20 protein-coding genes and 1 riboswitch are annotated in these 20,283 nt (G+C 56.9%); of the genes, 5 read left to right on the forward strand and 15 right to left on the reverse strand.

Going from position 1 to position 20,283, the window contains the following annotated elements:
* The first annotated feature begins 82 nt into the window (after nucleotides 1-82).
* The 4 genes from ACR0ES_RS11890 to ACR0ES_RS11905 all read left to right on the forward strand — a co-directional run bounded on the left by ACR0ES_RS11890 (nucleotide 83) and on the right by ACR0ES_RS11905 (nucleotide 3,185).
* Complete coding sequence (locus tag ACR0ES_RS11890; RefSeq protein WP_267366092.1) at nucleotides 83-730, forward strand: 50S ribosomal protein L25/general stress protein Ctc; 648 nt, start codon at nucleotides 83-85, stop codon at nucleotides 728-730.
* Nucleotides 731-873: 143 nt separating this feature from the next.
* Nucleotides 874-1,554 carry an aminoacyl-tRNA hydrolase gene (gene pth, locus ACR0ES_RS11895; RefSeq protein WP_480870788.1) on the forward strand — a complete coding sequence of 227 codons (681 nt, stop codon included), beginning with the start codon at nucleotides 874-876 and terminating at the stop codon, nucleotides 1,552-1,554.
* 83 nt (nucleotides 1,555-1,637) lie between these two features.
* Nucleotides 1,638-2,801, forward strand: coding sequence for a serine hydrolase domain-containing protein (locus ACR0ES_RS11900; RefSeq protein WP_480870790.1), 1,164 nt, complete (start codon nucleotides 1,638-1,640; stop codon nucleotides 2,799-2,801).
* Between the two features lie 9 nt (nucleotides 2,802-2,810).
* Nucleotides 2,811-3,185, forward strand: a complete 375-nt coding sequence (locus tag ACR0ES_RS11905) for a DUF2237 family protein (protein ID WP_480538614.1) — start codon at nucleotides 2,811-2,813, stop codon at nucleotides 3,183-3,185.
* A gap of 27 nt (nucleotides 3,186-3,212) precedes the next feature.
* Here ACR0ES_RS11905 and ACR0ES_RS11910 read toward each other — a convergent pair whose 3' ends face one another.
* From ACR0ES_RS11910 to rpsA, 6 genes are all read right to left on the reverse strand, one after another.
* Nucleotides 3,213-4,868 (reverse strand): Ig-like domain-containing protein, encoded by a 1,656-nt coding sequence (locus tag ACR0ES_RS11910; RefSeq protein WP_480538616.1) that lies wholly within the window; start codon nucleotides 4,866-4,868, stop codon nucleotides 3,213-3,215.
* Between the two features lie 689 nt (nucleotides 4,869-5,557).
* Nucleotides 5,558-6,805 (reverse strand): tryptophan synthase subunit beta, encoded by a 1,248-nt coding sequence (gene trpB / locus ACR0ES_RS11915; protein WP_267365446.1) that lies wholly within the window; start codon nucleotides 6,803-6,805, stop codon nucleotides 5,558-5,560.
* A 98-nt stretch (nucleotides 6,806-6,903) separates the two neighbouring features.
* Nucleotides 6,904-7,548 carry a phosphoribosylanthranilate isomerase gene (locus ACR0ES_RS11920; RefSeq protein WP_480832714.1) on the reverse strand — a complete coding sequence of 215 codons (645 nt, stop codon included), beginning with the start codon at nucleotides 7,546-7,548 and terminating at the stop codon, nucleotides 6,904-6,906.
* A gap of 5 nt (nucleotides 7,549-7,553) precedes the next feature.
* On the reverse strand, nucleotides 7,554-7,904 hold the full coding sequence (locus tag ACR0ES_RS11925) for a LapA family protein (RefSeq protein ID WP_267365457.1): 351 nt from the start codon (nucleotides 7,902-7,904) through the stop codon (nucleotides 7,554-7,556).
* Nucleotides 7,905-7,911: 7 nt separating this feature from the next.
* Nucleotides 7,912-8,196, reverse strand: coding sequence for an integration host factor subunit beta (gene ihfB / locus ACR0ES_RS11930; RefSeq protein WP_050603110.1), 285 nt, complete (start codon nucleotides 8,194-8,196; stop codon nucleotides 7,912-7,914).
* Nucleotides 8,197-8,466: 270 nt separating this feature from the next.
* Nucleotides 8,467-10,143: a 30S ribosomal protein S1 gene (gene rpsA, locus ACR0ES_RS11935; protein WP_480484015.1), complete on the reverse strand. Its 1,677-nt coding sequence runs from the start codon at nucleotides 10,141-10,143 to the stop codon at nucleotides 8,467-8,469.
* Between the two features lie 630 nt (nucleotides 10,144-10,773).
* Here rpsA and ACR0ES_RS11940 point away from each other — a divergent pair.
* Nucleotides 10,774-11,250: a YHS domain-containing (seleno)protein gene (locus tag ACR0ES_RS11940; protein ID WP_480870792.1), complete on the forward strand. Its 477-nt coding sequence runs from the start codon at nucleotides 10,774-10,776 to the stop codon at nucleotides 11,248-11,250.
* Between the two features lie 24 nt (nucleotides 11,251-11,274).
* Here the strand turns inward: ACR0ES_RS11940 and ACR0ES_RS11945 are convergent, their stop codons facing one another.
* The 9 genes from ACR0ES_RS11945 to ACR0ES_RS11985 form a co-directional block, all read right to left on the reverse strand.
* Nucleotides 11,275-11,892, reverse strand: coding sequence for a (d)CMP kinase (locus ACR0ES_RS11945; RefSeq protein ID WP_480774044.1), 618 nt, complete (start codon nucleotides 11,890-11,892; stop codon nucleotides 11,275-11,277).
* Nucleotides 11,889-13,235, reverse strand: a complete 1,347-nt coding sequence (gene aroA / locus ACR0ES_RS11950; RefSeq protein ID WP_267365452.1) for a 3-phosphoshikimate 1-carboxyvinyltransferase — start codon at nucleotides 13,233-13,235, stop codon at nucleotides 11,889-11,891. The genes ACR0ES_RS11945 and aroA overlap by 4 nt, the downstream gene beginning before the upstream one ends.
* 68 nt (nucleotides 13,236-13,303) lie before the next feature.
* Nucleotides 13,304-14,014, reverse strand: coding sequence for a tRNA (guanosine(46)-N7)-methyltransferase TrmB (gene trmB / locus ACR0ES_RS11955; protein WP_480774042.1), 711 nt, complete (start codon nucleotides 14,012-14,014; stop codon nucleotides 13,304-13,306).
* A gap of 96 nt (nucleotides 14,015-14,110) precedes the next feature.
* Nucleotides 14,111-15,292, reverse strand: a complete 1,182-nt coding sequence (gene metK, locus ACR0ES_RS11960; RefSeq protein WP_480774041.1) for a methionine adenosyltransferase — start codon at nucleotides 15,290-15,292, stop codon at nucleotides 14,111-14,113.
* Between the two features lie 5 nt (nucleotides 15,293-15,297).
* Nucleotides 15,298-15,346: riboswitch (SAM-SAH riboswitch) on the reverse strand.
* 30 nt (nucleotides 15,347-15,376) lie between these two features.
* A complete protein-coding gene (lnt, locus tag ACR0ES_RS11965; protein WP_480774040.1) occupies nucleotides 15,377-16,891 on the reverse strand; it encodes an apolipoprotein N-acyltransferase in 1,515 nt (504 codons plus the stop codon).
* On the reverse strand, nucleotides 16,888-17,775 hold the full coding sequence (locus tag ACR0ES_RS11970) for a hemolysin family protein (protein ID WP_480507086.1): 888 nt from the start codon (nucleotides 17,773-17,775) through the stop codon (nucleotides 16,888-16,890). The genes lnt and ACR0ES_RS11970 overlap by 4 nt, the downstream gene beginning before the upstream one ends.
* A gap of 35 nt (nucleotides 17,776-17,810) precedes the next feature.
* Nucleotides 17,811-18,305 carry an rRNA maturation RNase YbeY gene (gene ybeY / locus ACR0ES_RS11975; protein WP_480774039.1) on the reverse strand — a complete coding sequence of 165 codons (495 nt, stop codon included), beginning with the start codon at nucleotides 18,303-18,305 and terminating at the stop codon, nucleotides 17,811-17,813.
* 36 nt (nucleotides 18,306-18,341) lie between these two features.
* A complete protein-coding gene (locus ACR0ES_RS11980) occupies nucleotides 18,342-19,364 on the reverse strand; it encodes a PhoH family protein (protein WP_209505382.1) in 1,023 nt (340 codons plus the stop codon).
* Between the two features lie 136 nt (nucleotides 19,365-19,500).
* Nucleotides 19,501-20,265, reverse strand: a complete 765-nt coding sequence (locus ACR0ES_RS11985; protein WP_480488264.1) for an outer membrane protein — start codon at nucleotides 20,263-20,265, stop codon at nucleotides 19,501-19,503.
* Nucleotides 20,266-20,283 lie beyond the last annotated feature (18 nt).

The raw sequence follows: 20,283 nt of genomic DNA on the forward strand, positions 1-20,283 counted from the left end.
TCGGGTGAATCAAGCTAAGGACGCGGCTTCACGCGGGTATACAGCCTTGGAGGATGCCCGCCCTAACATTGGAGAATATATCATGGCTGGTGAGATTCCTGATCTCGTAGCTCTGGAACGGACGGGGACAGGCAAGGGCGCCGCTCGTCAAGCACGCCGTGACGGCATGGTTCCGGGCATCGTATTTGGTGGCGACAAAGAACCGTTGCCAATCCAGATCCCGTTCAACGTCTTGTTCAAGCGCCTGAAAGCGGGCCGGTTCAAGTCGACCTTGTGGAACCTGAAAGTTGAAGGCCACGATGACGTCCGCGTCATCTGCCGCGACGTTCAGCGTGATGTCGTCAAAGACCTGCCGACCCATCTGGACTTGATGCGCCTGCGCCGGACCACCAAGATCGCGTTGTTCATCCCCGTTGAGTTCATCAATGAAGGTGCGGCCCCTGGCATCAAAAAGGGTGGCGTTCTGACCGTTGTCCGCCCGGAAGTCGAACTGATGTGCACCGCCGGTGACATTCCTGAAAAGATCACCGTTGATCTGACCGGTCTGAACATCAATGACGTTGTGACCATTTCGTCGGTTGAACTGCCTGAGGGCACCAAACCAACCATCGACCGTGATTTTGTGATTGCCAACATCTCGGCGCCGACTGGTCTGTCCACCAGCGACGACGATGAAGATGGTGAAGTTGCAGCCGATGAAGTCGAAGTTGTCGGAAAAGAAGAAGAATAAGTCTGGAACAGTGTTTCCGACTTTGAAGCGGGGCTCGGGTGAGCCCCGTTTTTTTTTGCGGGTCCAATAATCGGGCCTGACTGGATTTCCTGACGATTTCCGGGCATGAAATGGCTTTGGAGCTACAGAGGCAAAACGGAAACATGAAGCTGTTTGTTGGATTGGGAAACCCGGGCCAGAAATATGCCCGGAACCGGCACAATATCGGGTTCATGGCCCTGGACCGGATCGCAGAAAATTACGGGTTTGGTCCCTGGAAATCGAAGTTTCAGGCCGAGATTTCGGAAGGTCGGCTTGGCACCGAGAAAGTCCTGCTGTTGAAACCGCAAACCTACATGAACCGATCGGGTCAATCCGTGGGTGAGGCGATGCGGTTTTACAAGCTCGAATCCACCGACGTTGTTGTATTTCATGACGAATTGGACCTTGCCCCGGGCAAGTTGCGCGTCAAGGCAGGGGGCGGGCACGCCGGGCATAACGGTCTGCGCTCGATCCATGAGCATATCGGGGCGGCCTATGACCGTGTACGCCTTGGGATCGGACATCCGGGCCGCAAGGAAATGGTTTCGGGGTACGTGCTCAGTGATTTTGCGAAATCCGAAACCAGCTGGCTGGACGACGTTCTTCGGGGTGTTTCGGACGGGGCTGCTTATCTGGCTCAGGACGAGGGCGGCAAGTTCATGAATGCAATTGCTTTGCGCACTGCCCCGCCGCGATCATCAAAGACCGCCGCACCAAAAGCCGACACAGCTTCAACAGCCGCACCCGACGCCGCGGGCGACGACCGGTCGGCGATGCAGAAGCTTTTGGACAAATTCAGGTAGCGCCTCTGCCTCTTTCCGTTACGTAGAGGTTGCGGAATGTGATCTCCCGCGTTCCAATACCGCTCAACTAGGGAGGCAATGCGATGAAATCCATATTGAAGTGGGTGCTGCGCATCGTACTGGCGCTGGTTCTGGCCGCCACTGCCGTCGGGCTGTGGAAGCGCGAAGAGTTGCAGCGCCTTTTGGCCGTGAACTCGTTATTTTCGGAAGAGAAGATCGTTCACAATTTCTCGCACATGGACGAGGCTTTTCTGACCGTGAACCTGCCGCGTGGCGACGCGCCAACCTGGGACCTGCCTTATGGCGAAGGGTTCGAGCTGCCGGAGGGAACCGACAGTTGGATCGATGAACGCGCGGTCACGTCGTTGCTGGTTATGCAGAACGGCAAAGTCAGGTTCGAGGAATATTATCTTGGCACCGGGCCGGATGACCGGAGGATTTCCTGGTCGGTCGCCAAAAGCTATCTTTCGGCGCTTTTCGGTATCCTGCTGCAAGAGGGGGCAATCGGGTCGTTGGATGACCCGGTTGTCAAATATGCGCCAAAACTGAAAGACAGCGCGTATGAAACCGCGTCGATCCGCAACGTGCTGAACATGGCAAGCGGCGTGACGTTTGATGAAGATTATCTCGACCCAAATTCCGACATCAATCGGATGGGGCGTGTGGTTGCCCTGGGTGGTGAGCTGGACGACTTCGCAGCCTCACTGCAGGACAGCTTTGCGATACCGGGTGAAACCTGGCAATACGTGTCGATCGACACCCATGTTCTGGGCATGGTGATACGCGGTGCGACCGGGCGGAACGTGGCAGACCTTCTGACGGAGAAGATCCTTCAACCGTTGGGGCTGGAGCGGGACGGATACTACATCACTGATGGTGCAGGGGTCGCTTTTGTTTTGGGGGGCCTCAACTTTACTACGCGCGATTTCGCCCGGTTCGGACAAATGATCCTGCAGGACGGCATCGCGAATGGAAAACAACTGGTTCCTGCCGAATGGATTTTCGAAGCCACCCAACCCAGCGCACCGACCGCACAAGGAGAGATCGGGTACGGGTATCAATGGTGGATTCCCCGCGGCGCGCATGAAGGAGAGTTTCTGGCCCGTGGCGTCTATGGGCAATACATCTATTTCAACCAACCCAGGGGCGTTCTGATTGTGTCCACTGGTGCAGACAGGCTGTTCCGTGAACCCGGCGTGAATGATCTTAACATCGAAATGTTCCGCAAGATTGCGGAAAGTCTGTAAGATGCCATTATGCAGAAACAAGACAGTATCAATGTACTGGGTGGCGTTCTGGCCCCGTGCTCTCGCGACCCTTTGACGGGGTTTTTCCGGGATGGCGCGTGCAATACCTGCCTCGAGGATCAGGGCAGTCATACCGTCTGCGCCGTGATGACGGCCGAGTTTCTGGCATTCTCAAAATATGTCGGCAATGATCTGAGCACGGCACGACCCGAATTCGACTTTCCCGGCCTTCGCCCCGGCGACAGCTGGTGTTTATGCGCCAGCCGGTTTTTGCAAGCTCATGACGAAGGATGCGCGCCACAGGTTCATCTGGAGGCGACACATCAACGCGCGCTGGAGATCGTACCGCTCGACATTTTGCTTCAAAATAAGGCAAAGACCTGAAGGACCCATAAGGGGCGCATGGCTGATTCAGAATGCCATTTGCCAGATCAGGCTGACACTGTAGTTTTCAAAACCGCTTTCGCCGATACCGTCATAGAACAGGTTTGCAGCCAGAAGGCTGTCGTTTTCCAGCCGATAGTCAAAACCCAGATCAGCGCGGGCGCGGGCGGTATCCCCTATCGGTGTCACGCCAGGAACAGTGCCTGAGCCGGATGTTGTGCTCCAGATACCAGACAAACCACCGGTCAGCATCATCTGACCATGCGACACCTGGATTGGGTGACTGAAATCCATACCCAGCCGTGCAGTGGTCAGGCTGAAATCCTGCTGTGGGATCAGGTTGCCCAGACTATCGGTATAAGCCTCCTGATCGTCGCTGGCATAGCTAACATCCAGCAGCGGCATAAGCGTCAGGTCACCGCGCTTGAACTCTCCGGTTACGCGCGACTGGATCAGCCAGCGTTCACTATCGAAACTGTCGGTATAGGTGCCCAGTGGAGAAATGTCGTTATCAGCCTGACCGTACAGAACGCGCCCTTCGAAAAACACCGGCTGGCTGGGCAGTTTGGCGACGACATAAGGTCCGACCAGCCACCCTGTGCCATCCACGCTGGCCGGGCCGTTTTCGGTTTCGGCATAGTCGATCTGCAACATGGCGCCGATCAGAAGGTTCGAGTTCACCCAGCCATGCGCCCCCACCACGGCCAAGGCATAAGAACTGTCGTAATCGTTTTGAGAGCTCCAGTTCCCGGACAGATTGAACCAGACCGGGTGGGTTGGGTCACTTGCAAATTTCAGATACCCCGATCCTTGCGTTACCGACGAGTCCAGCGCACCTGATCCTGATTGCTGAAGAAACTGCGTCAGCTCTGGCTGATTGGTCACGAGGCTGTTGGCCCGGGCGTTCTGAAAGGCCTGCACCAGTCGCTGTGTGTCCGTTACACCCTGTTGTGTGCTGACCCTGTTGGACGCAAGGTTCAGGTTCCCGGCGGCATCCGAAAAAACGCCTGCGGGAATAAACAGCTCAATTGTACCGTTATTTTGCGCAGTCAACGTTGCGACATAATTGGTTCCGGACCCAGTCAGGCTGGCGGACGCATTGGTGACCGACAAGTCGCCCACCGTGAAATCTGTGCTGGGTTCACTAAGTGTGATCACCGCTTGGAACGTACCGTTCCCGATTGTTGTCAGCGCACCAATTGAGGCCGTCGGCTGCGTCGTGTCTGCCAAAGTCCGCGTGTTGATAATCTGGGTATTCGTGACACCCGACAGCGCGATTTCATAAAGGTAAAGCGGCCCTCCCACGGTTTCGCGCGCGGTGAACATGACCCCAAGATAGCCATCAGCGGCGTAAGTGGAATCGGCTCCATTCTGGCTGAGTATCGTCGCGCCAATATATCCCAGATTGGCCAATCCTGCTGGCGTAATAGCAGGTTGAGTCAAAACACCATTGTTGAAATAGAACGATCCTCCCGGGCCTTCACCCGAGCCGCCCAACGACATGAACGCTGTCGCAGTACTTTGGAGATTGGAAAAGAAAATCTGCCCGCCGTTGGGTGTTGCGACTGTCTGGGACGGAAACGAAGGGTTGCCAAACGCCAGACCCTGTTTGACGCTTCCCATCAAAAGCGCGGAAACCAAAAGACCCAGGCACGACAGCCTCGTAATTGCGGACCAAACCATATTACCTCCTACAGCACCGCGTGGGTGCCAAACACCAGAGTGCCCGGGGTTAAAATCGCATCCCAAGCAGCGTCATCCTTGCCCCATCTTCGCAGAGACATCCCCAGAACCGACCGCAAATCGCCGGTTAATGAGAAGTTAATTCAATTGGAAGACGCTGTATAGAACGCGACAGGAATCAACTGGGGCGTGCGGGACACGTCGTGTTGTTGGAACAAGCGGGTTTTGACCTAGACCAAATCTCAAACGGCTTGAAACACCCAATTTTTGCTGTGTTGTCGAGTGGAGATAGAAACGTGAGACAGGCTGCGCTGGAAAATCACATGCAAAGACAGAAAGGACATAGTCACTGACAGTCCAGCAATTTTGCAACAGTACGGCACCGCTTGCTGCACTGATCTCCAATTGGAAACCTTCGGGCGCAGGTTGAACGGGGTAATATCGCTTGTGGACGATTCTTTGACCGGGCTCCGTCGGGTTCAAAAAGATCGCCTGCGAGGGCCAACATACGGTGACCAAACCGGATGCCACACCAGGGCAGGAACAACAATCCGTCTGCGCCCGTTAAAACACCAATTAGATCCGAAGGCCATTTCGGAGCAGCATTACAATCAAGGGTGGACCGAAGGGTGTTCCGACAGCTTGCTTGATCAAGACTGTAAACCGGGGCATGTGGCCCCGGTTCGAAATCAACCGGCCGTGCGGCCCTCGGTGTCAGACATGTCAAAGTTCAGGTATTTTGCGACGGTCTGAACATCCTTGTCACCGCGTCCACACATGTTCATGCAGATCAGGTGGTCCTTGGGCAACTCGGGCGCGATCTTCATGACATGCGCCAGAGCGTGGCTGGGTTCCAGCGCCGGAATGATACCCTCAGTGGCACAGCAGAGCTGGAATGCCTCAAGCGCTTCCTTGTCGGTAATCGAGACGTAAGTCGCGCGACCAACCTCATGCAACCAGGAATGTTCGGGCCCGATACCCGGATAGTCCAGACCGGCCGAAATCGAATAGCCTTCCAGAATCTGCCCGTCATCATCCTGCAGCAGATAGGTGCGGTTGCCATGCAGAACGCCCGGACGACCGCCTGTCAGCGAGGCGCAATGCTCCATCTTTTCATTTACACCTTTACCGCCGGCCTCGACACCGATGATATTGACGTCCTTGTCATCAAGGAAAGGATAGAACAGACCCATCGCGTTCGAGCCGCCGCCGATTGCCGCAATGATCGTGTCGGGCAGACGGCCTTCGGCCTTCATCATCTGCTCTTTCGCTTCCTTGCCAATGATCGACTGGAAATCACGCACCATCGCCGGGTATGGGTGCGGACCGGCCACTGTGCCGATGCAGTAGAACGTATCGCGCACATTGGTCACCCAGTCACGCAGCGCGTCATTCATCGCGTCCTTCAGCGTACCGCGACCCGAGGTCACAGGGATCACCTCGGCCCCCAGCAGGCGCATACGAAACACGTTCGGGGCCTGACGTTGCACGTCATGGGCACCCATATAGACGATGCATTTCAAACCAAATTTCGCGCAGACCGTGGCTGTGGCCACACCGTGCTGCCCTGCCCCGGTCTCGGCAATGATCCGGGTCTTGCCCATGCGTCGCGCCAGAATGATCTGGCCCAGCACGTTGTTGATCTTGTGTGCGCCGGTGTGGTTCAGCTCATCACGTTTCAGATAGATCTTCGCCCCGCCCAGATGCTCGGTCAGGCGTTCCGCGAAATACAGAGGTGAGGGGCGGCCCACATAGTTGGCCCACAGATCATCCATCTCGGCCCAGAAGGTCGGATCATCCTTGGCTTTGTTGTATTCCTCTTCCAGTGACAGGATCAGCGGCATCAGCGTTTCGCTGACAAAACGCCCGCCGAAGATGCCAAAGCGCCCTTGCTCGTCAGGGCCGGACATGAAGGAATTGAAAAGATCGTTGGCCATGGGTGTCTCCCTCGTCGTACCTGACTGTCATAGGTGGTCGTCGCGGGATTTGCCATGGCAAAACGCACCATGTCGCCCCCTGGCAGCGGCAAACAAAATCAGCGTGTCGCGTCGATAAATGCCTGTATCAGTCCAGCGTCCTTTACGCCCGGCGCGCTTTCAACACCCGACGCCACATCGACTTGCCGCGTACCCGTCATGCGGACCGCCTCAGCGACATTGTCTGGGTTCAGACCACCGGACAACATCCACGGCCTACGCCAATATTTGCGACCTGCCAGCAGCCGCCAGTCAAAAGGAAGACCGTTGCCGCCGGGAAGTTCCGAATTCTTCGGCGGCTTTGCATCGATCAGAAGCTGGTCTGCAACTTCGGAATACAGATCAATCGCAGCCAAATCCTCGGCCTCGGCAACACCGATCGCCTTGATGACGGGCAGGCCATAGCGCTGCTTGATCTCTGCCACACGCTCGGGGCTCTCTCCGCCGTGAAGCTGCAACATATCCAGCGGAACCCCCGCGACAATCTCATCAAGCTGCGCGTCCGAGAAATTCACGGCCAGAGCGACCTTGGCGACGCCGACTGGTACTTCGGCGGCCAACGCCGCGGCTTGCGGTATCGGTGCGTAACGGGGCGATTTGGGAAAAAAGTTGAACCCGACATAGCGCGCACCGGCTGCAACGGCTGCGCGCACATGTTCTGAGGCGGTCAAACCGCAGATTTTAACGGACACATCGGTAGACATAAGCCTCAGCTGGCCTCGTCAAGCAGGGCCAGAACATCATCCTTACCCTCGTTCTGCTTTTTCTTGAGCTTCTTGACCTCGCGTTCAAGCTTGCGGACCTCGCCCTTTTTCACGGTCGCATCGCGGCGGTGTTTGTGTTCCCGCAGCCATTCCCACATGAAACCGATGATCAAACCGGCGACAACACCGCCCAGAACGACCAGAAAAAGCGGTAAAGAGGTACTGACGTTAAAGCCCAAAAGCTCGGCCAGAGCATCGGGCATCAGTTTCAGTTCAACAGACTGAACATTCGCCAGGGAAACGGAAATCAGAACGATCCCGAGAGTCCCAAGAAAAGCATATCGAAGGTAACGCATCATGAGGTCAGGCTTTACCGTTCAAACGATCCCTGAGCAACTTACCAGTTTTGAAAAATGGCACACATTTTTCCTCGACCTGAACTGTTTCACCGGTACGGGGGTTGCGCCCAACGCGGGCATCCCGCTTTTTCACCGAAAACGCGCCAAAGCCACGCAGTTCGACCCGGTCGCCGCGCGCCATGGCATCGGTGACTTCTTCGAACACGGTGTTCACAATCCGCTCGACATCACGCTGATAGAGATGCGGGTTTTCGTCAGCGATTTTCTGAATCAGTTCTGAACGGATCATTCGTGATACCCTCCCAGGCAGCCGGTGTGACAGGTCTACTGTTTTGACAGTATAGGAAAAAACCCAGAACGGGGGAACGGATACTCTGCGTGTTGAGGCTTTATTTTGCCATATTCTCACGCGAAATTTTGCCCGACAGGGCGATTTACACACTTCAAGCGCGAACATTATCGAGTTTAAACAGCGTGTTTGGAACATGTTGATTCGCAACAAAAACGGCCCCGCACTTCCATGCGAGGCCGTAAATCATGCTTGGGATGCGCCCCGGGCTTAGTCGCCAGACTTCAGCGCTGCACCCAGAATGTCGCCCAGCGACGCGCCCGAGTCGGAAGAACCGTACTGTTCCACGGCTTCTTTCTCTTCTGCGATCTCGCGTGCCTTGATCGACAGACCCAGACGACGGGTCTTGCTGTCGACGTTGGTTACGCGGACATCAACCTTGTCACCGACCGAGAAACGCTCGGGGCGCTGTTCGGAACGGTCACGCGACAGGTCGGAACGACGGATGAACGACTTCATGCCTTCGTACTCGACCTCGATGCCGCCATCTTCGATTGCAGTCACTTCGACAGTGATGACCGAGCCACGCTTCACGCCGCCAACGGCTTCTGCGAACTTGTCACCGCCCAGAGCTTTGATCGACAGCGAGATACGCTCTTTCTCGACATCCACTTCCGAGACAACGGCCGAAACCATGTCGCCCTTGCGGTAGTTCTGGATCGCATCCTCGCCACGCTCGTCCCAGGACAGGTCCGACAGGTGAACCATGCCGTCGATGTCGCCTTCGAGGCCGATGAACAGACCGAATTCGGTGATGTTCTTGACTTCGCCTTCGACTTCGGTGCCCTCGGGGTGGGTTTCTGCAAACACTTCCCATGGGTTGCGCTGAGTCTGCTTCAGGCCCAGAGACACGCGGCGCTTGGCACCGTCGATTTCCAGAACCATGACGTCGACTTCCTGGCTGGTCGAGACGATCTTGCCGGGGTGGACGTTTTTCTTGGTCCAGGACATCTCGGACACGTGCACCAGACCTTCGACACCGGCTTCCAGTTCGACGAATGCGCCGTAGTCGGTGATATTGGTGACGCGACCCTGATGGACCGAGCCCAGAGGGTACTTGGCAGCAACCAGATCCCACGGATCTTCCTGAAGCTGCTTCATGCCCAGGCTGATGCGGTGGGTGTCTTTGTTGATCTTGATGACCTGAACCTTGATGGTTTCACCGATCGTCAGGATCTCGGACGGGTGGTTCACACGACGCCATGCCATGTCAGTGACGTGCAGCAGACCATCAACGCCGCCCAGGTCAACGAATGCACCGTATTCGGTGATGTTCTTGACCACGCCCTCGACGTTCTGACCTTCGGTCAGGTTGCCGATGACTTCGGCGCGCTGTTCGGCACGCGATTCTTCCAGGATTGCGCGGCGCGACACAACGATGTTGCCACGGCGGCGGTCCATTTTCAGGATCTGGAACGGCTGCTTCAGACCCATCAGCGGGCCTGCGTCGCGTACGGGGCGTACGTCAACCTGCGAACCGGGCAGGAACGCAACCGCGCCACCCAGATCGACGGTGAAGCCACCTTTGACGCGGCCAAAGATTGCACCATCGACACGCTGGTCGTCGGCATATGCTTTTTCCAGACGGTCCCATGCCTCTTCGCGGCGGGCCATCTCGCGCGAGATGACGGCTTCGCCACGGGCGTTTTCTGCGGCGCGCAAGTAAACTTCGACCTCGTCACCGACAGCGATTTCAGGGGCTTCGCCGGGATTTGCGAATTCTTTCAGATCAACGCGGCCTTCCATTTTATAGCCTACGTCGATGATGGCTTGACCGGCTTCAATCGCCAGAATCTTGCCTTTGACAACAGAACCCTCTTCGGGCGTGTCCATTTCGAAGCTTTCATTCAGGAGGGCTTCGAATTCCTCCATGGATGCGTTAGCCATGTGGCGTTCATTTCCTTTACAGTACGTTTTTGCTGGCCGAGCGGTTGTCTCCGCCGGTCTTGTTTCATGATGTCTTCAAGCGTGATCCGGTGCGCCCCTGAGCAAACAAACACAAAGGGCCGAGGTAACCCGGCCCTGCTCAGAAACGTCATCCGGACGTTGACCGCCCTTGTATCGACAGCGCGCGTATAGGCTGAATCTTGAGCCGGTGCAAGTGCAAAGCCTATGGTGCGCGGCAGCGCGCGCAGGAACTCCTGCCTAACGCTGATCCCCAATGCGATTTGGCAATCTGAACGATAGCGGATTCTGACTGAACAAGTCTGCATGGTCCGCGGCAGGTTCTTGTCAGAAGGAATCCTGGTACCGGGAACCGAACCACGCGGCTGAGCCTCAGCTTGCAACGCAAAGGTGATATGTCTCAACGTTCCGCGCGTCACCCAGCGCCCGGCTTCCTACGTCTCGGGATGGATGGTGGAGATTTGCAGATTGAACGCCAGCCATTCGCCTTTTTGTACGATCTGCAAGATCTGGTGGCGTATCTGAGATTAAACGTTCCGCATCCTTTCCCTAGCTTTGCCTTATCGGTCGACAAAGCGATCGACCCGAAACCAGAACCAAAGGGAAAATATCATGAAATCTCTCATCTTTGCCGCCATGGCGACTGCAGTTGCCCTGTCCACCCCAGCCTTTGCCGCTGACGAAATCAACGTGTCCAACGGCTTTTCAGCCGCCGGTGCGCCGCTGGCCGCGCATGGGGTTGATCTGGTTGCATTGGTCAATGATGGCAACCCGGTCGAAGGCTTCGCCACTCATTCGTCAACTTATGACGGAGCCTCCTATTATTTCACGTCCGCCGCGAACCGTGAAGCGTTCGAGGCAAACCCTGCCGCATACCTGCCGCAGCACGGTGGCTTCTGTTCGTTCGGCGTATCAGTCGGCAAGAAATTTGACGGTGACCCGGATCAATACCTTGTCGCAGACGGAAAATTGTTTCTGTTCCTGAACGCGGAAACCCGGGCAGCCTTTTTGAAGGACGTTGTCACCACCGCAAAAACGGCGGATGACCAATGGGTGAATATCAAAAGCGTCGCCGTGGGCGAGCTGTAAGACCTGACCCGTTTGCCCGCGGCGTTAACGCGTCGCGGGCAGTTTTGCGTTGATCACCTCAAGGGCTTTGGCCAACGCCGCCTCGATACTCAGATCGGTGGTGTCCAACTGCACGGCATCCTCAGCGGGTTTCATCGGAGCGGTGCTGCGCTCAGCATCCCGCGCGTCCCGTTCTCTGACGTCCGCCAGAACCTGTTCACGGGTTACGTCAGCGCCTTTTGCACTAAGCTCCAGGAAGCGCCGCTCGGCGCGCACTTCTGCACTGGCTGTTACAAACAGCTTCACTTCGGCATCTGGACAAATCACCGTGCCAATATCACGACCGTCCAGAACGGCCCCACCTGCCCTGCGGGAAAAGGCGCGCTGAAAATCGACCAAGGCAGCGCGAACCTCTGGAAGAACCGCCACTTTGGAAGCTGCCTGCGCAACGTCGGCCGTGCGCAGGTCGCCCTTCTCAAGCTCCTCTGCGGTCAGAGACTGCGCGGCTTCAATCGCGCTTTCCCCCTCAAGCGTACGCCTTCCGACAGCGCGATACAGCAAACCCGTGTCCAGATGAGCAAAGCCGAAATGCGCCGCCACGGCCTTTGATATCGTGCCCTTGCCCGCAGCTGCTGGTCCGTCAATGGCAACAGTGAAACTCAAGTGCGCTCTACCTTTGCACCCAGCGACTCCATCAGTGGTTCAAAGATCGGGAACGACGTCGCGATCGGGCCGCCGTCATCCACACTCACGGGGCTCTGTGCCCCCATACCCATCACCATGAACGACATGGCGATGCGGTGATCCAGAAAGCTCTCGCAGGTGCCTCCTCCCGGAACGTTGCCGATGCCCAGCCCTTCAACCGACCACCAGTCATCACCTTCGGCAACAGTCACCCCGTTGGCGCGCAGGCCACGCGCCATGGCGTCAATCCGGTCGCTTTCCTTCACGCGCAGCTCTTTCACGCCGCCCATCATCGTTGTGCCTGTGGCATTTGCAGCCACTACCGACAGAACCGGGTATTCATCGATCATTGAGGCGGCACGCTCGGAAGGAACGTCGATGCCTTTCATGTTGGGCGAGTACTTGGCGCGCAAATCGGCGACTGGCTCGCCTCCCTCTTCGCGTTCGTTTTCATAGGTCAGATCAGCGCCCATCTCGCGCAAGGTCGTAAAGAGGCCCGCGCGTGTGGGGTTCAAACCGATCCCAGGCACCAAAACATCGGATCCAGGTGTGATCAACGCCGCGCAAACCGGAAAAGCCGCACTGGACGGATCGCGCGGTACAGCGATGACCTGCGGCTTCAGTTCCGGGCGACCGGTCAAAGTGATAACTCGGCCCTCATCGGTATCCTCGACGGTGATCTCGGCACCAAATCCAGCCAGCATCCGTTCGGAATGGTCACGCGTGGCCTCTTTCTCGATCACAACGGTCTTTCCGGGAGCATTCAGACCCGCCAGCAAAACGGCAGATTTCACCTGCGCCGACGGCACAGGAACTTCGTATCGCACAGGGGTCGGGTCCGCCGCGCCAACGATGGTCATCGGCAAGCGCCCGCCGGATCGCCCAACCGACTCTGCCCCAAACAGGGCCAGAGGGTCTGTAACACGCGCCATGGGGCGTTTGTTCAGGCTGGCATCACCGGTAAATGTCGCAGTGATCGGAGAGGTCGCCATCGCCCCCATGATCAGCCGCACACCGGTTCCCGAGTTGCCACAGTCGATCACCTGACCCGGTTCGGCGAAGCCACCGACACCCACGCCGTGCACTGTCCATTCCCCGTTTCCGTGATCTGTGACCTCGGCACCGAAGGCACGCATCGCCTTGGCGGTATCCAGAACGTCTTCGCCCTCCAGCAAGCCCGAAATCCGGGTTTCACCCACGGCCATTGCGCCAAGGATCAGCGACCGGTGCGAAATCGACTTGTCGCCGGGCACCTCTGCCATGCCGGTCAGCGGGCCGCAGGGATGCGAGGTCATCGGGATGGGCGTGCCGTGTCCGGACATGAGGGCTCCTTTTGCGCTATCAGTGCTCAAGCCGATTAGCGAATTGACGCCCGTTGGTCCAGCGGCAATCAGCCATTGCGTCGGAAGGTCAGGTAGTGAGGTGTCCGACCCTCGCGTAGCGCCTTCTGTTCGTATCGCGTAGAAATCCAGTCGTCCCAAGGTTCGCGCCAGTCCGAAGGACGTTCCGCCAGCCATTCAAACCCGGCGCGCGGAACTTCTTCCAATGTCTGACGCACGTAATCGGGAATGTCAGTAGCAACCCGGAAGATCGCCCCGGGTTTCAGCACCTTTGCCAATGGCTCAAGATGTTCCTGGGTTACAAATCGACGGCGATGATGCCGCGTTTTGGGCCATGGATCGGGATAGAGAAGGAACGCGCGCGAAATGCTGGCCTCTGGCAGCACGTCGAACAGATCGCGCGCATCGCCAGGGTGCACGGCAAGGTTTTCAACACCTGCCTGACGGATTTTGCCCAGCAGCATGGCAACACCGTTGATGTATGGCTCGGCCCCGATGATGCCAATGTCAGGATTGTTTTGCGCCTGGTGCACCAGATGCTCACCACCGCCAAAGCCGACTTCCAACCAGACCGGCTTGCCGCCGAACAGACCGTCCAGGTCCAGCGGCCTTCGTTCAGGGTTGGTGTCCCAGTCCACAGCACCGGGCGACAATTCAGCCAGATCTTCGTTCAGATAGGTTTTTTGACTGGGCTTCAGGGTCTTGCCCTTGAAGCGGCCATAAAAGTTTCTGCGCGGGCGTTGTGGGGTATCGGTGCTCATGGCGGTGGCCATACTGCGCAGCGGAGCACGTTGCAAGAGCGTGCACCGCCCCAAAGAAAAAGCGCGCCCCTGAAGGCGCGCTTTGGATTTTTCAGATCAAACTGCTGATTTCAGCGCGTCGACCAGATCAGTGCGTTCCCAGCTAAAACCGCCATCCGCATCCGGTTCGCGGCCAAAGTGCCCGTAAGCCGCTGTACGCTGGTAGATCGGCTTGTTCAGCTGAAGGTGCTGACGAATGCCGCGTGGCGTCAGATCCATGATCTGACCAACTGCTTTTTCGATCGCCGCATCTGCAACCTGACCCGTGCCATGCGTGTCTGCGTAAATCGAAAGCGGCTTCGATACGCCAATGGCATAGCTCAACTGAATGGTGCAGCGCTCGGCCATACCGGCGGCTACGACGTTTTTCGCCAGGTAGCGCGCGGCATAGGCCGCCGAACGGTCAACCTTGGTCGGGTCTTTGCCCGAGAAAGCACCGCCACCATGCGGGGCTGCGCCACCATAGGTATCCACGATGATCTTACGACCGGTCAGACCCGCGTCGCCATCCGGCCCGCCAATAACGAATTTGCCGGTCGGGTTGACGTGCCATTCGGTTTCGGCCGACAGCCAGCCTTCGGGCAGAGTTTCACGGATATAGGGTTCAACGATGGCGCGGATATCATCCGATGTCAGCGCCTCATCCAGATGCTGCGTCGACAGAACGATCGAGCTGACACCGACCGGTTTGCCGTTTTGATAAACGACAGACAACTGAGATTTCGCATCCGGCCCCAGTGCAGGTTCGGTGCCGTTCTTGCGCACTTCGGCCAGACGCCGCAGGATTGCGTGCGAATACTGGATCGGCGCAGGCATAAGCGCAGGCGTCTCGGTTGTGGCAAAGCCAAACATGATGCCCTGGTCGCCAGCGCCTTCGTCCTTGTTGTCCGCGGCATCCACGCCCTGCGCGATATGGGCGGATTGTTCGTGCAGAAGGTTCGTCACCTCGACTGTTTCGTGGTGGAACTTGTCCTGCTCGTATCCGATGTCTTTCACGCACTCGCGCGCAATTTCGTCGATGCGGCTCATGTAGTCATGCAGTTTGTCCTTGTCCGACAGACCAACTTCGCCACCGATAACGATGCGGTTGGTCGTGGCAAAGGTTTCGCAGGCCACGCGCGCCTCAGGCTCTTCGTTTAGAAATGCATCAAGGACAGCATCCGAGATACGGTCACAGACCTTATCCGGGTGCCCTTCAGAAACGGATTCCGAAGTAAAAGTATAGTTCTGTCGGGACATAAATGTGCTCCATTAAGGTTTCTCCGCCACGCCAGGAAGCCGTTGTGGCAGACCACAGACGCATACGCTTGCCCAAAGTTGGGGTCAATCTCTAATTGCCCGGTTGCCGCGAGTACCAAACAGCGCCATCGCCAGAATAAACAGTAAGACAACAACGATCGGACTGTCCCCGATACGTGCATAAGTCGTGCGACGGTGTGGTTGCGGCAGCACGGCGTCCACATATCCTGCCTCACCCAGAGCCAACGACGCAGTCACCCGACCCAATGGGTCAATCATGGCCGATACACCGGTATTGGCCGAACGGATCATCGGCAAGCCCTGCTCAATTGCCCTCATCCGGGCTTGCACCAGGTGTTGAAACGGTCCCGACCGCGTACCAAACCACGCGTCATTTGTGATCTGCAATAAGAAGTCAGCCCGACCCGGCGCACCATTCACATCTTGCGGGAAAATGGCTTCGTAGCAAATCAGGGGCAATGCGCTTCCAAGCTTGCCGAGGTCCAACAGGGCGGGACCCGGCCCCGCGCTGAACCCGTGCCCGGTTGTGGCCGCCAGACCACTGACCCCGAAACGCCCCATCAGGTCACCCAAGGGGACGTATTCACCGAAAGGCGCCAAGTGGTGTTTGTCATACAACCCTGCCTGACGCCTGGTTTCATCCAGATAGACCAGCGAGTTGAAGATTCTCGGGCCTTCTGCGCGCTGAATCCCCAATATCACCGGCACACCCTGCGCGGCATCCGCAACAGTTGACAGAAACGGTTGTGCGCCACCTAACCAAGCTGGAACTGCGGTCTCGGGCCAGACAATCAGGTCGGGTCTGGGAAAGGCTGCGGTATATTCAACCTGACGCGCGAAAAACAAAGGCGCATATGCCGGATCCCATTTTTGGTGCTGAGGGGCATTCGGCTGGACCACGCGAACCAGATGTGAACCGTCCTGAACGACGGGTCGCGTCAACCCGTAGGCAATCGCCATCGCTGCCATCACGCCGGTACAACCCAGGGTCCGCACCAAACCGTTCAAGGGTTTATCCTGCGCCAATGCCGCGCCAATTGGGAATGTTGCGGCTAAGGTCAGCGCGTTCAACCCATTTGGCCCAACCAGAGACAGCACCTGAGCCACCGGTGTATCCACCCAGATCTGCGCGACGCCAGCCCATGGAAAGCCGGTCAGCACATATCCACGCGCCACCTCGGCCAGGGACAAGACTGCAACCAGTAATATGCCCTGACGAATGGGCGTGGCACCAATATTGCGCGACAGGCCAAAGGCGGCAGCCCAGAACAAGGCCAGTCCGCCCGCCAAGAATACTAACGCAAACGGGGCCATCCAGGCATGTCGTTCAGCATCTACCTGAAACGGCTCAATGATCCAGCCAAGGGCATGGGCAAAATAGCCGGTCGCGAAGGCCCAGCCGACCCATGCCGCCCGGCCTCGGGTTTCGCTGGCAAGGAAAATCGGCACAATCAGGACCAGAGCCAAAACGGTTGCGCCCCAATACAAATGAGGCGCCTGACCAAACGCGCCCGCCCCGCCAAGGGCGGCAGCGACCAACAATCTCAACGATAATGGCCAGCCCCGTACTGGGGTCATGCAGCAACGCCCGGCAGCATGACGCGCAGCCGTTTGATACGGCGTGGATCGGCTTCGATCACTTCGAATTCCGGGCCCTCTGGGTGAATGACAACCTCACCCCGCGCCGGAACGCGGCCGGAGAGCATAAAGACAAGCCCGCCCAGAGTATCGATTTCCTCTTCGTCGACGTCTTCATGACTGGTCAGAGACCGGCCAATCTCGGCCTCGAAATCTTCGAGCGGCACACGCGCCTGTACCACATAGCATCCGGGCTTTTCCTGCACCCAAAGCTGGTCTTCATCCGCATCATGCTCGTCAGCGATTTCACCCACGACCTGCTCGATCAGGTCTTCGATCGTCAGCAGACCATCAACGCCGCCATATTCATCAATCACCAATGCCATGTGACGCCGCTCGGTTTGCATCTTGGTCAACAAGACGCCGATTGGCATGGATGGCGGCACGAACAATAGCGTTCGCAGCATAGAGGTCAGATCAAAATTTTTACCCCCACCGTTGAAACCGTGGGTCAGAGCAAAATCCTTGAGGTGAACAAAACCAAGCGGTGTATCCAAGGTTCCCTCATAGACTGGAATCCTCGACATACCACTGCTCCGGAAAACATCCGCCAGTTCATCTTTTGTGATCGTCGAAGGTACCGAGACAATTTCAGCGGTAGGGATGGCAACATCCTCAACACGCATCCGGCGCAGGTTAATCATCCCGCGTGGCTGCGCCACAGCCGCGTTTTGTCCGTTCACCGACTGGTCCGGTTGAGTATCTTCGCTCGAAAACACATCAAGGATTCGAGAAAACAGACCGGTTTTCTCTTCCGTTTCAGTACTGCTGTCCTGAGGTTGCGCGCTTTGCGCCGCCCTAGAACTGCCTTCTATATCGCCCATTACCTTGTTCCAACTGATCGGGTCTTGAACCCACATTACACCTTATATGGGTCATCAATACCCAATTTGCCAAGTATCTTGACCTCAATCCCTTCCATCAAGGTGGCATCGGGGTCACGAATGTGATCATAACCCAGCAAATGCAACGTTCCGTGAACCAGCAAATGGGTCACGTGATCATTCATTGCTTTGTTGGCTTCGGCCGCCTCGCGGACGCAAGTGTCATAGGAAATCGCAATATCACCCAGAACAATCTCACCGGTAAAATCAGGCTCTGGCAGGCGTGGTGTTTGCCCTGGCTCGTCCGGAGCCAGGTCTTCCGCAGGCCAGCTCAACACATTGGTGGGCGTCGGTTTGCCGCGAAATTCTGCGTTCAGTTCTGAAATCCGCGCGTCGTTGCACGCCAATATACTGACTTCGCACTGTTCCGGCACCAGTCCGCAATGGGCCAGAACGGCGTCAATCGACTTTTGTGACAAGACCTCCAGGTCTTGCCACCTTTCGTCTTCGAAAATGAGATCCAGGGTCATCTTCCCGCGCAACAGCCTCGTTAACGGGCTATGTGCTCACGTGGTTTCACGGCCCGCATCGGCCTCATACGCCTCGATGATCGCGGCGACAAGCGGGTGACGCACCACGTCTTTTGAGGTGAAGTAGTTGAAACTGATATTCGGGATCGTTTTCAACAACCTCTCAGCATCCGCCAGGCCCGATTGAACGCCACGCGGCAAATCTACCTGTGACCGGTCGCCGGTGATGACCATGCGGCTTCCTTCACCCAGACGGGTCAGAAACATCTTCATCTGCATCGTGGTGGCGTTTTGAGCTTCATCCAGAACAACAAATGCGTTGGCCAGCGTACGACCACGCATAAAGGCCAGCGGAGCGATTTCGATTCGTTTCTCTTCGATCAGTTTGGCCAACTGTTTTCCGGGCAGAAAATCGTTCAACGCGTCATAAAGCGGTTGCATGTAAGGGTCGACCTTGTCCTTCATGTCACCCGGCAAATAACCCAGTTTTTCGCCCGCCTCGACCGCCGGACGGCTCAGGATGATTCGATCCACATGTCCGCCGATGAACATCGAAACCCCGACCGCCACTGCCAGATAGGTCTTACCCGTCCCCGCGGGACCAATTCCAAAGGCCAGCTCATTGTTGAACAGTGACTGGACATAGGCTTTCTGGGCGTCGGTGCGCGGTTCAACCAGCTTCTTGCGGGTCTTGATCTCGACCGAACCGCCCTTGAACATTTCAAGCTGGTCGCCATCCCGGCTTCCGGTTCCCTGTTCTGAAACACCCATCCTCAACTCGCGATCGACGTCTGCGGCCTCAACCTCGCGCCCACCTTCAAGCCTTGTATACAGCGATTGAAGTACCTCAACCGCCTGTTTCTGAGCATCTTCATCGCCCATCACAACAAGCTGATTGCCGCGGCGCACAATCTGGACCGAAAGCTTTGTTTCGATCTCGGCCAGATTGCGGTCATATTCACCGCACAGGTCAATCAGCAATCGGTTGTCGGGAAATTCTACGAACGCCTCGTGTTGGGGCATTTCATCTTGCGGTGGGGTCAGGGCACCGATGGCCAATCCGCTCTCCTGTCTTGGCTGTTCACCCCGAGCGTAGACAACAAATCTTGGTAGGCGCAAGCCACAGTTTCAAAAATAAATGCTGAGATGTCATAACAGCCGATTTAATGGTGATCGGTTGCCGATTGGATGTACATCAGAAGGTGTAATTCAGCCCGATTCTCAAGCCGCTGTATTTTGGTGTGGACTTAGTGGAGAAGCCAGAACTGAACTGGACGTCCTTTGATTGGAACTGGACATATTCATATTCGCCCGTAATCGACCAATTGCCCGACAACTTATGCTCGGCCCCTATGCTTGCCGAATAGCCGTTCCGCCGATCTGACACCGAGAAATTCTGAACCGAAGTGCCCGATGCAATACTGTTGGTTGTTTCCACATCGCCCCACAGATATCCGACACTGAAGAAATACAGAATTCGTCCGCTGCGGTTTGTCAGACCATTGCGAAATCGGACTGCCAGAACATCCGATATCTCTGTTCCGCCTTGCACATTGACGCCGCCGATCCGCCTGCTGACAGTGTCGTCTAGGGATGCGAATTCATACCCGACTTCAAAGCCATAGACGTAGTCGCGCCCACCTGCAGCTGGTAAGACACCACGCCAGCCGCCCCGGAGACCCCCGTATGTTCCGGATAAATCCTGATCACCGATATCAAACTGTCCGCCGGGCGTTGTCAGGCCAAACCGATCGTCCCCGCCAGAGCCATAACCGCCGGTAAGTCCCAGGTAAAAAGCGCGGACATCGCTGCTGAATCTTTTCGGGCTGACCACTTCCGGATCGCTTATGTCACCTTTCAAATCACCGGCCATGGATACGCCGGCAATCAGTGTAACAGCGGCAGTTAGCGTCAGTGTTTTCAACCTGCTCAGGCTCCCAAAGCTCTTGATAGTCGACACTCGTACCTCCCTCATCCC

This window comes from Ruegeria sp. N7, from assembly GCF_056531345.1.

Bases quoted from the DNA above. Each gene is read 5' to 3' on its own strand.
- trpB (WP_267365446.1), bottom strand. From the start codon at position 6,805: ATGGCCAACGATCTTTTCAATTCCTTCATGTCCGGCCCTGACGAGCAA.
- ACR0ES_RS11920 (WP_480832714.1), bottom strand. From the start codon at position 7,548: ATGTCTACCGATGTGTCCGTTAAAATCTGCGGTTTGACCGCCTCAGAA.
- lnt (WP_480774040.1), bottom strand. From the start codon at position 16,891: ATGACCCCAGTACGGGGCTGGCCATTATCGTTGAGATTGTTGGTCGCT.
- ACR0ES_RS11940 (WP_480870792.1), top strand. From the start codon at position 10,774: ATGAAATCTCTCATCTTTGCCGCCATGGCGACTGCAGTTGCCCTGTCC.
- ACR0ES_RS11925 (WP_267365457.1), bottom strand. From the start codon at position 7,904: ATGCGTTACCTTCGATATGCTTTTCTTGGGACTCTCGGGATCGTTCTG.
- pth (WP_480870788.1), top strand. From the start codon at position 874: ATGAAGCTGTTTGTTGGATTGGGAAACCCGGGCCAGAAATATGCCCGG.
- ACR0ES_RS11970 (WP_480507086.1), bottom strand. From the start codon at position 17,775: ATGGGCGATATAGAAGGCAGTTCTAGGGCGGCGCAAAGCGCGCAACCT.
- rpsA (WP_480484015.1), bottom strand. From the start codon at position 10,143: ATGGCTAACGCATCCATGGAGGAATTCGAAGCCCTCCTGAATGAAAGC.
- ACR0ES_RS11910 (WP_480538616.1), bottom strand. From the start codon at position 4,868: ATGGTTTGGTCCGCAATTACGAGGCTGTCGTGCCTGGGTCTTTTGGTT.
- trmB (WP_480774042.1), bottom strand. From the start codon at position 14,014: ATGAGCACCGATACCCCACAACGCCCGCGCAGAAACTTTTATGGCCGC.
- metK (WP_480774041.1), bottom strand. From the start codon at position 15,292: ATGTCCCGACAGAACTATACTTTTACTTCGGAATCCGTTTCTGAAGGG.
- ihfB (WP_050603110.1), bottom strand. From the start codon at position 8,196: ATGATCCGTTCAGAACTGATTCAGAAAATCGCTGACGAAAACCCGCAT.
- aroA (WP_267365452.1), bottom strand. From the start codon at position 13,235: ATGTCCGGACACGGCACGCCCATCCCGATGACCTCGCATCCCTGCGGC.
- ACR0ES_RS11900 (WP_480870790.1), top strand. From the start codon at position 1,638: ATGAAATCCATATTGAAGTGGGTGCTGCGCATCGTACTGGCGCTGGTT.
- ACR0ES_RS11905 (WP_480538614.1), top strand. From the start codon at position 2,811: ATGCAGAAACAAGACAGTATCAATGTACTGGGTGGCGTTCTGGCCCCG.
- ybeY (WP_480774039.1), bottom strand. From the start codon at position 18,305: ATGACCCTGGATCTCATTTTCGAAGACGAAAGGTGGCAAGACCTGGAG.
- ACR0ES_RS11890 (WP_267366092.1), top strand. From the start codon at position 83: ATGGCTGGTGAGATTCCTGATCTCGTAGCTCTGGAACGGACGGGGACA.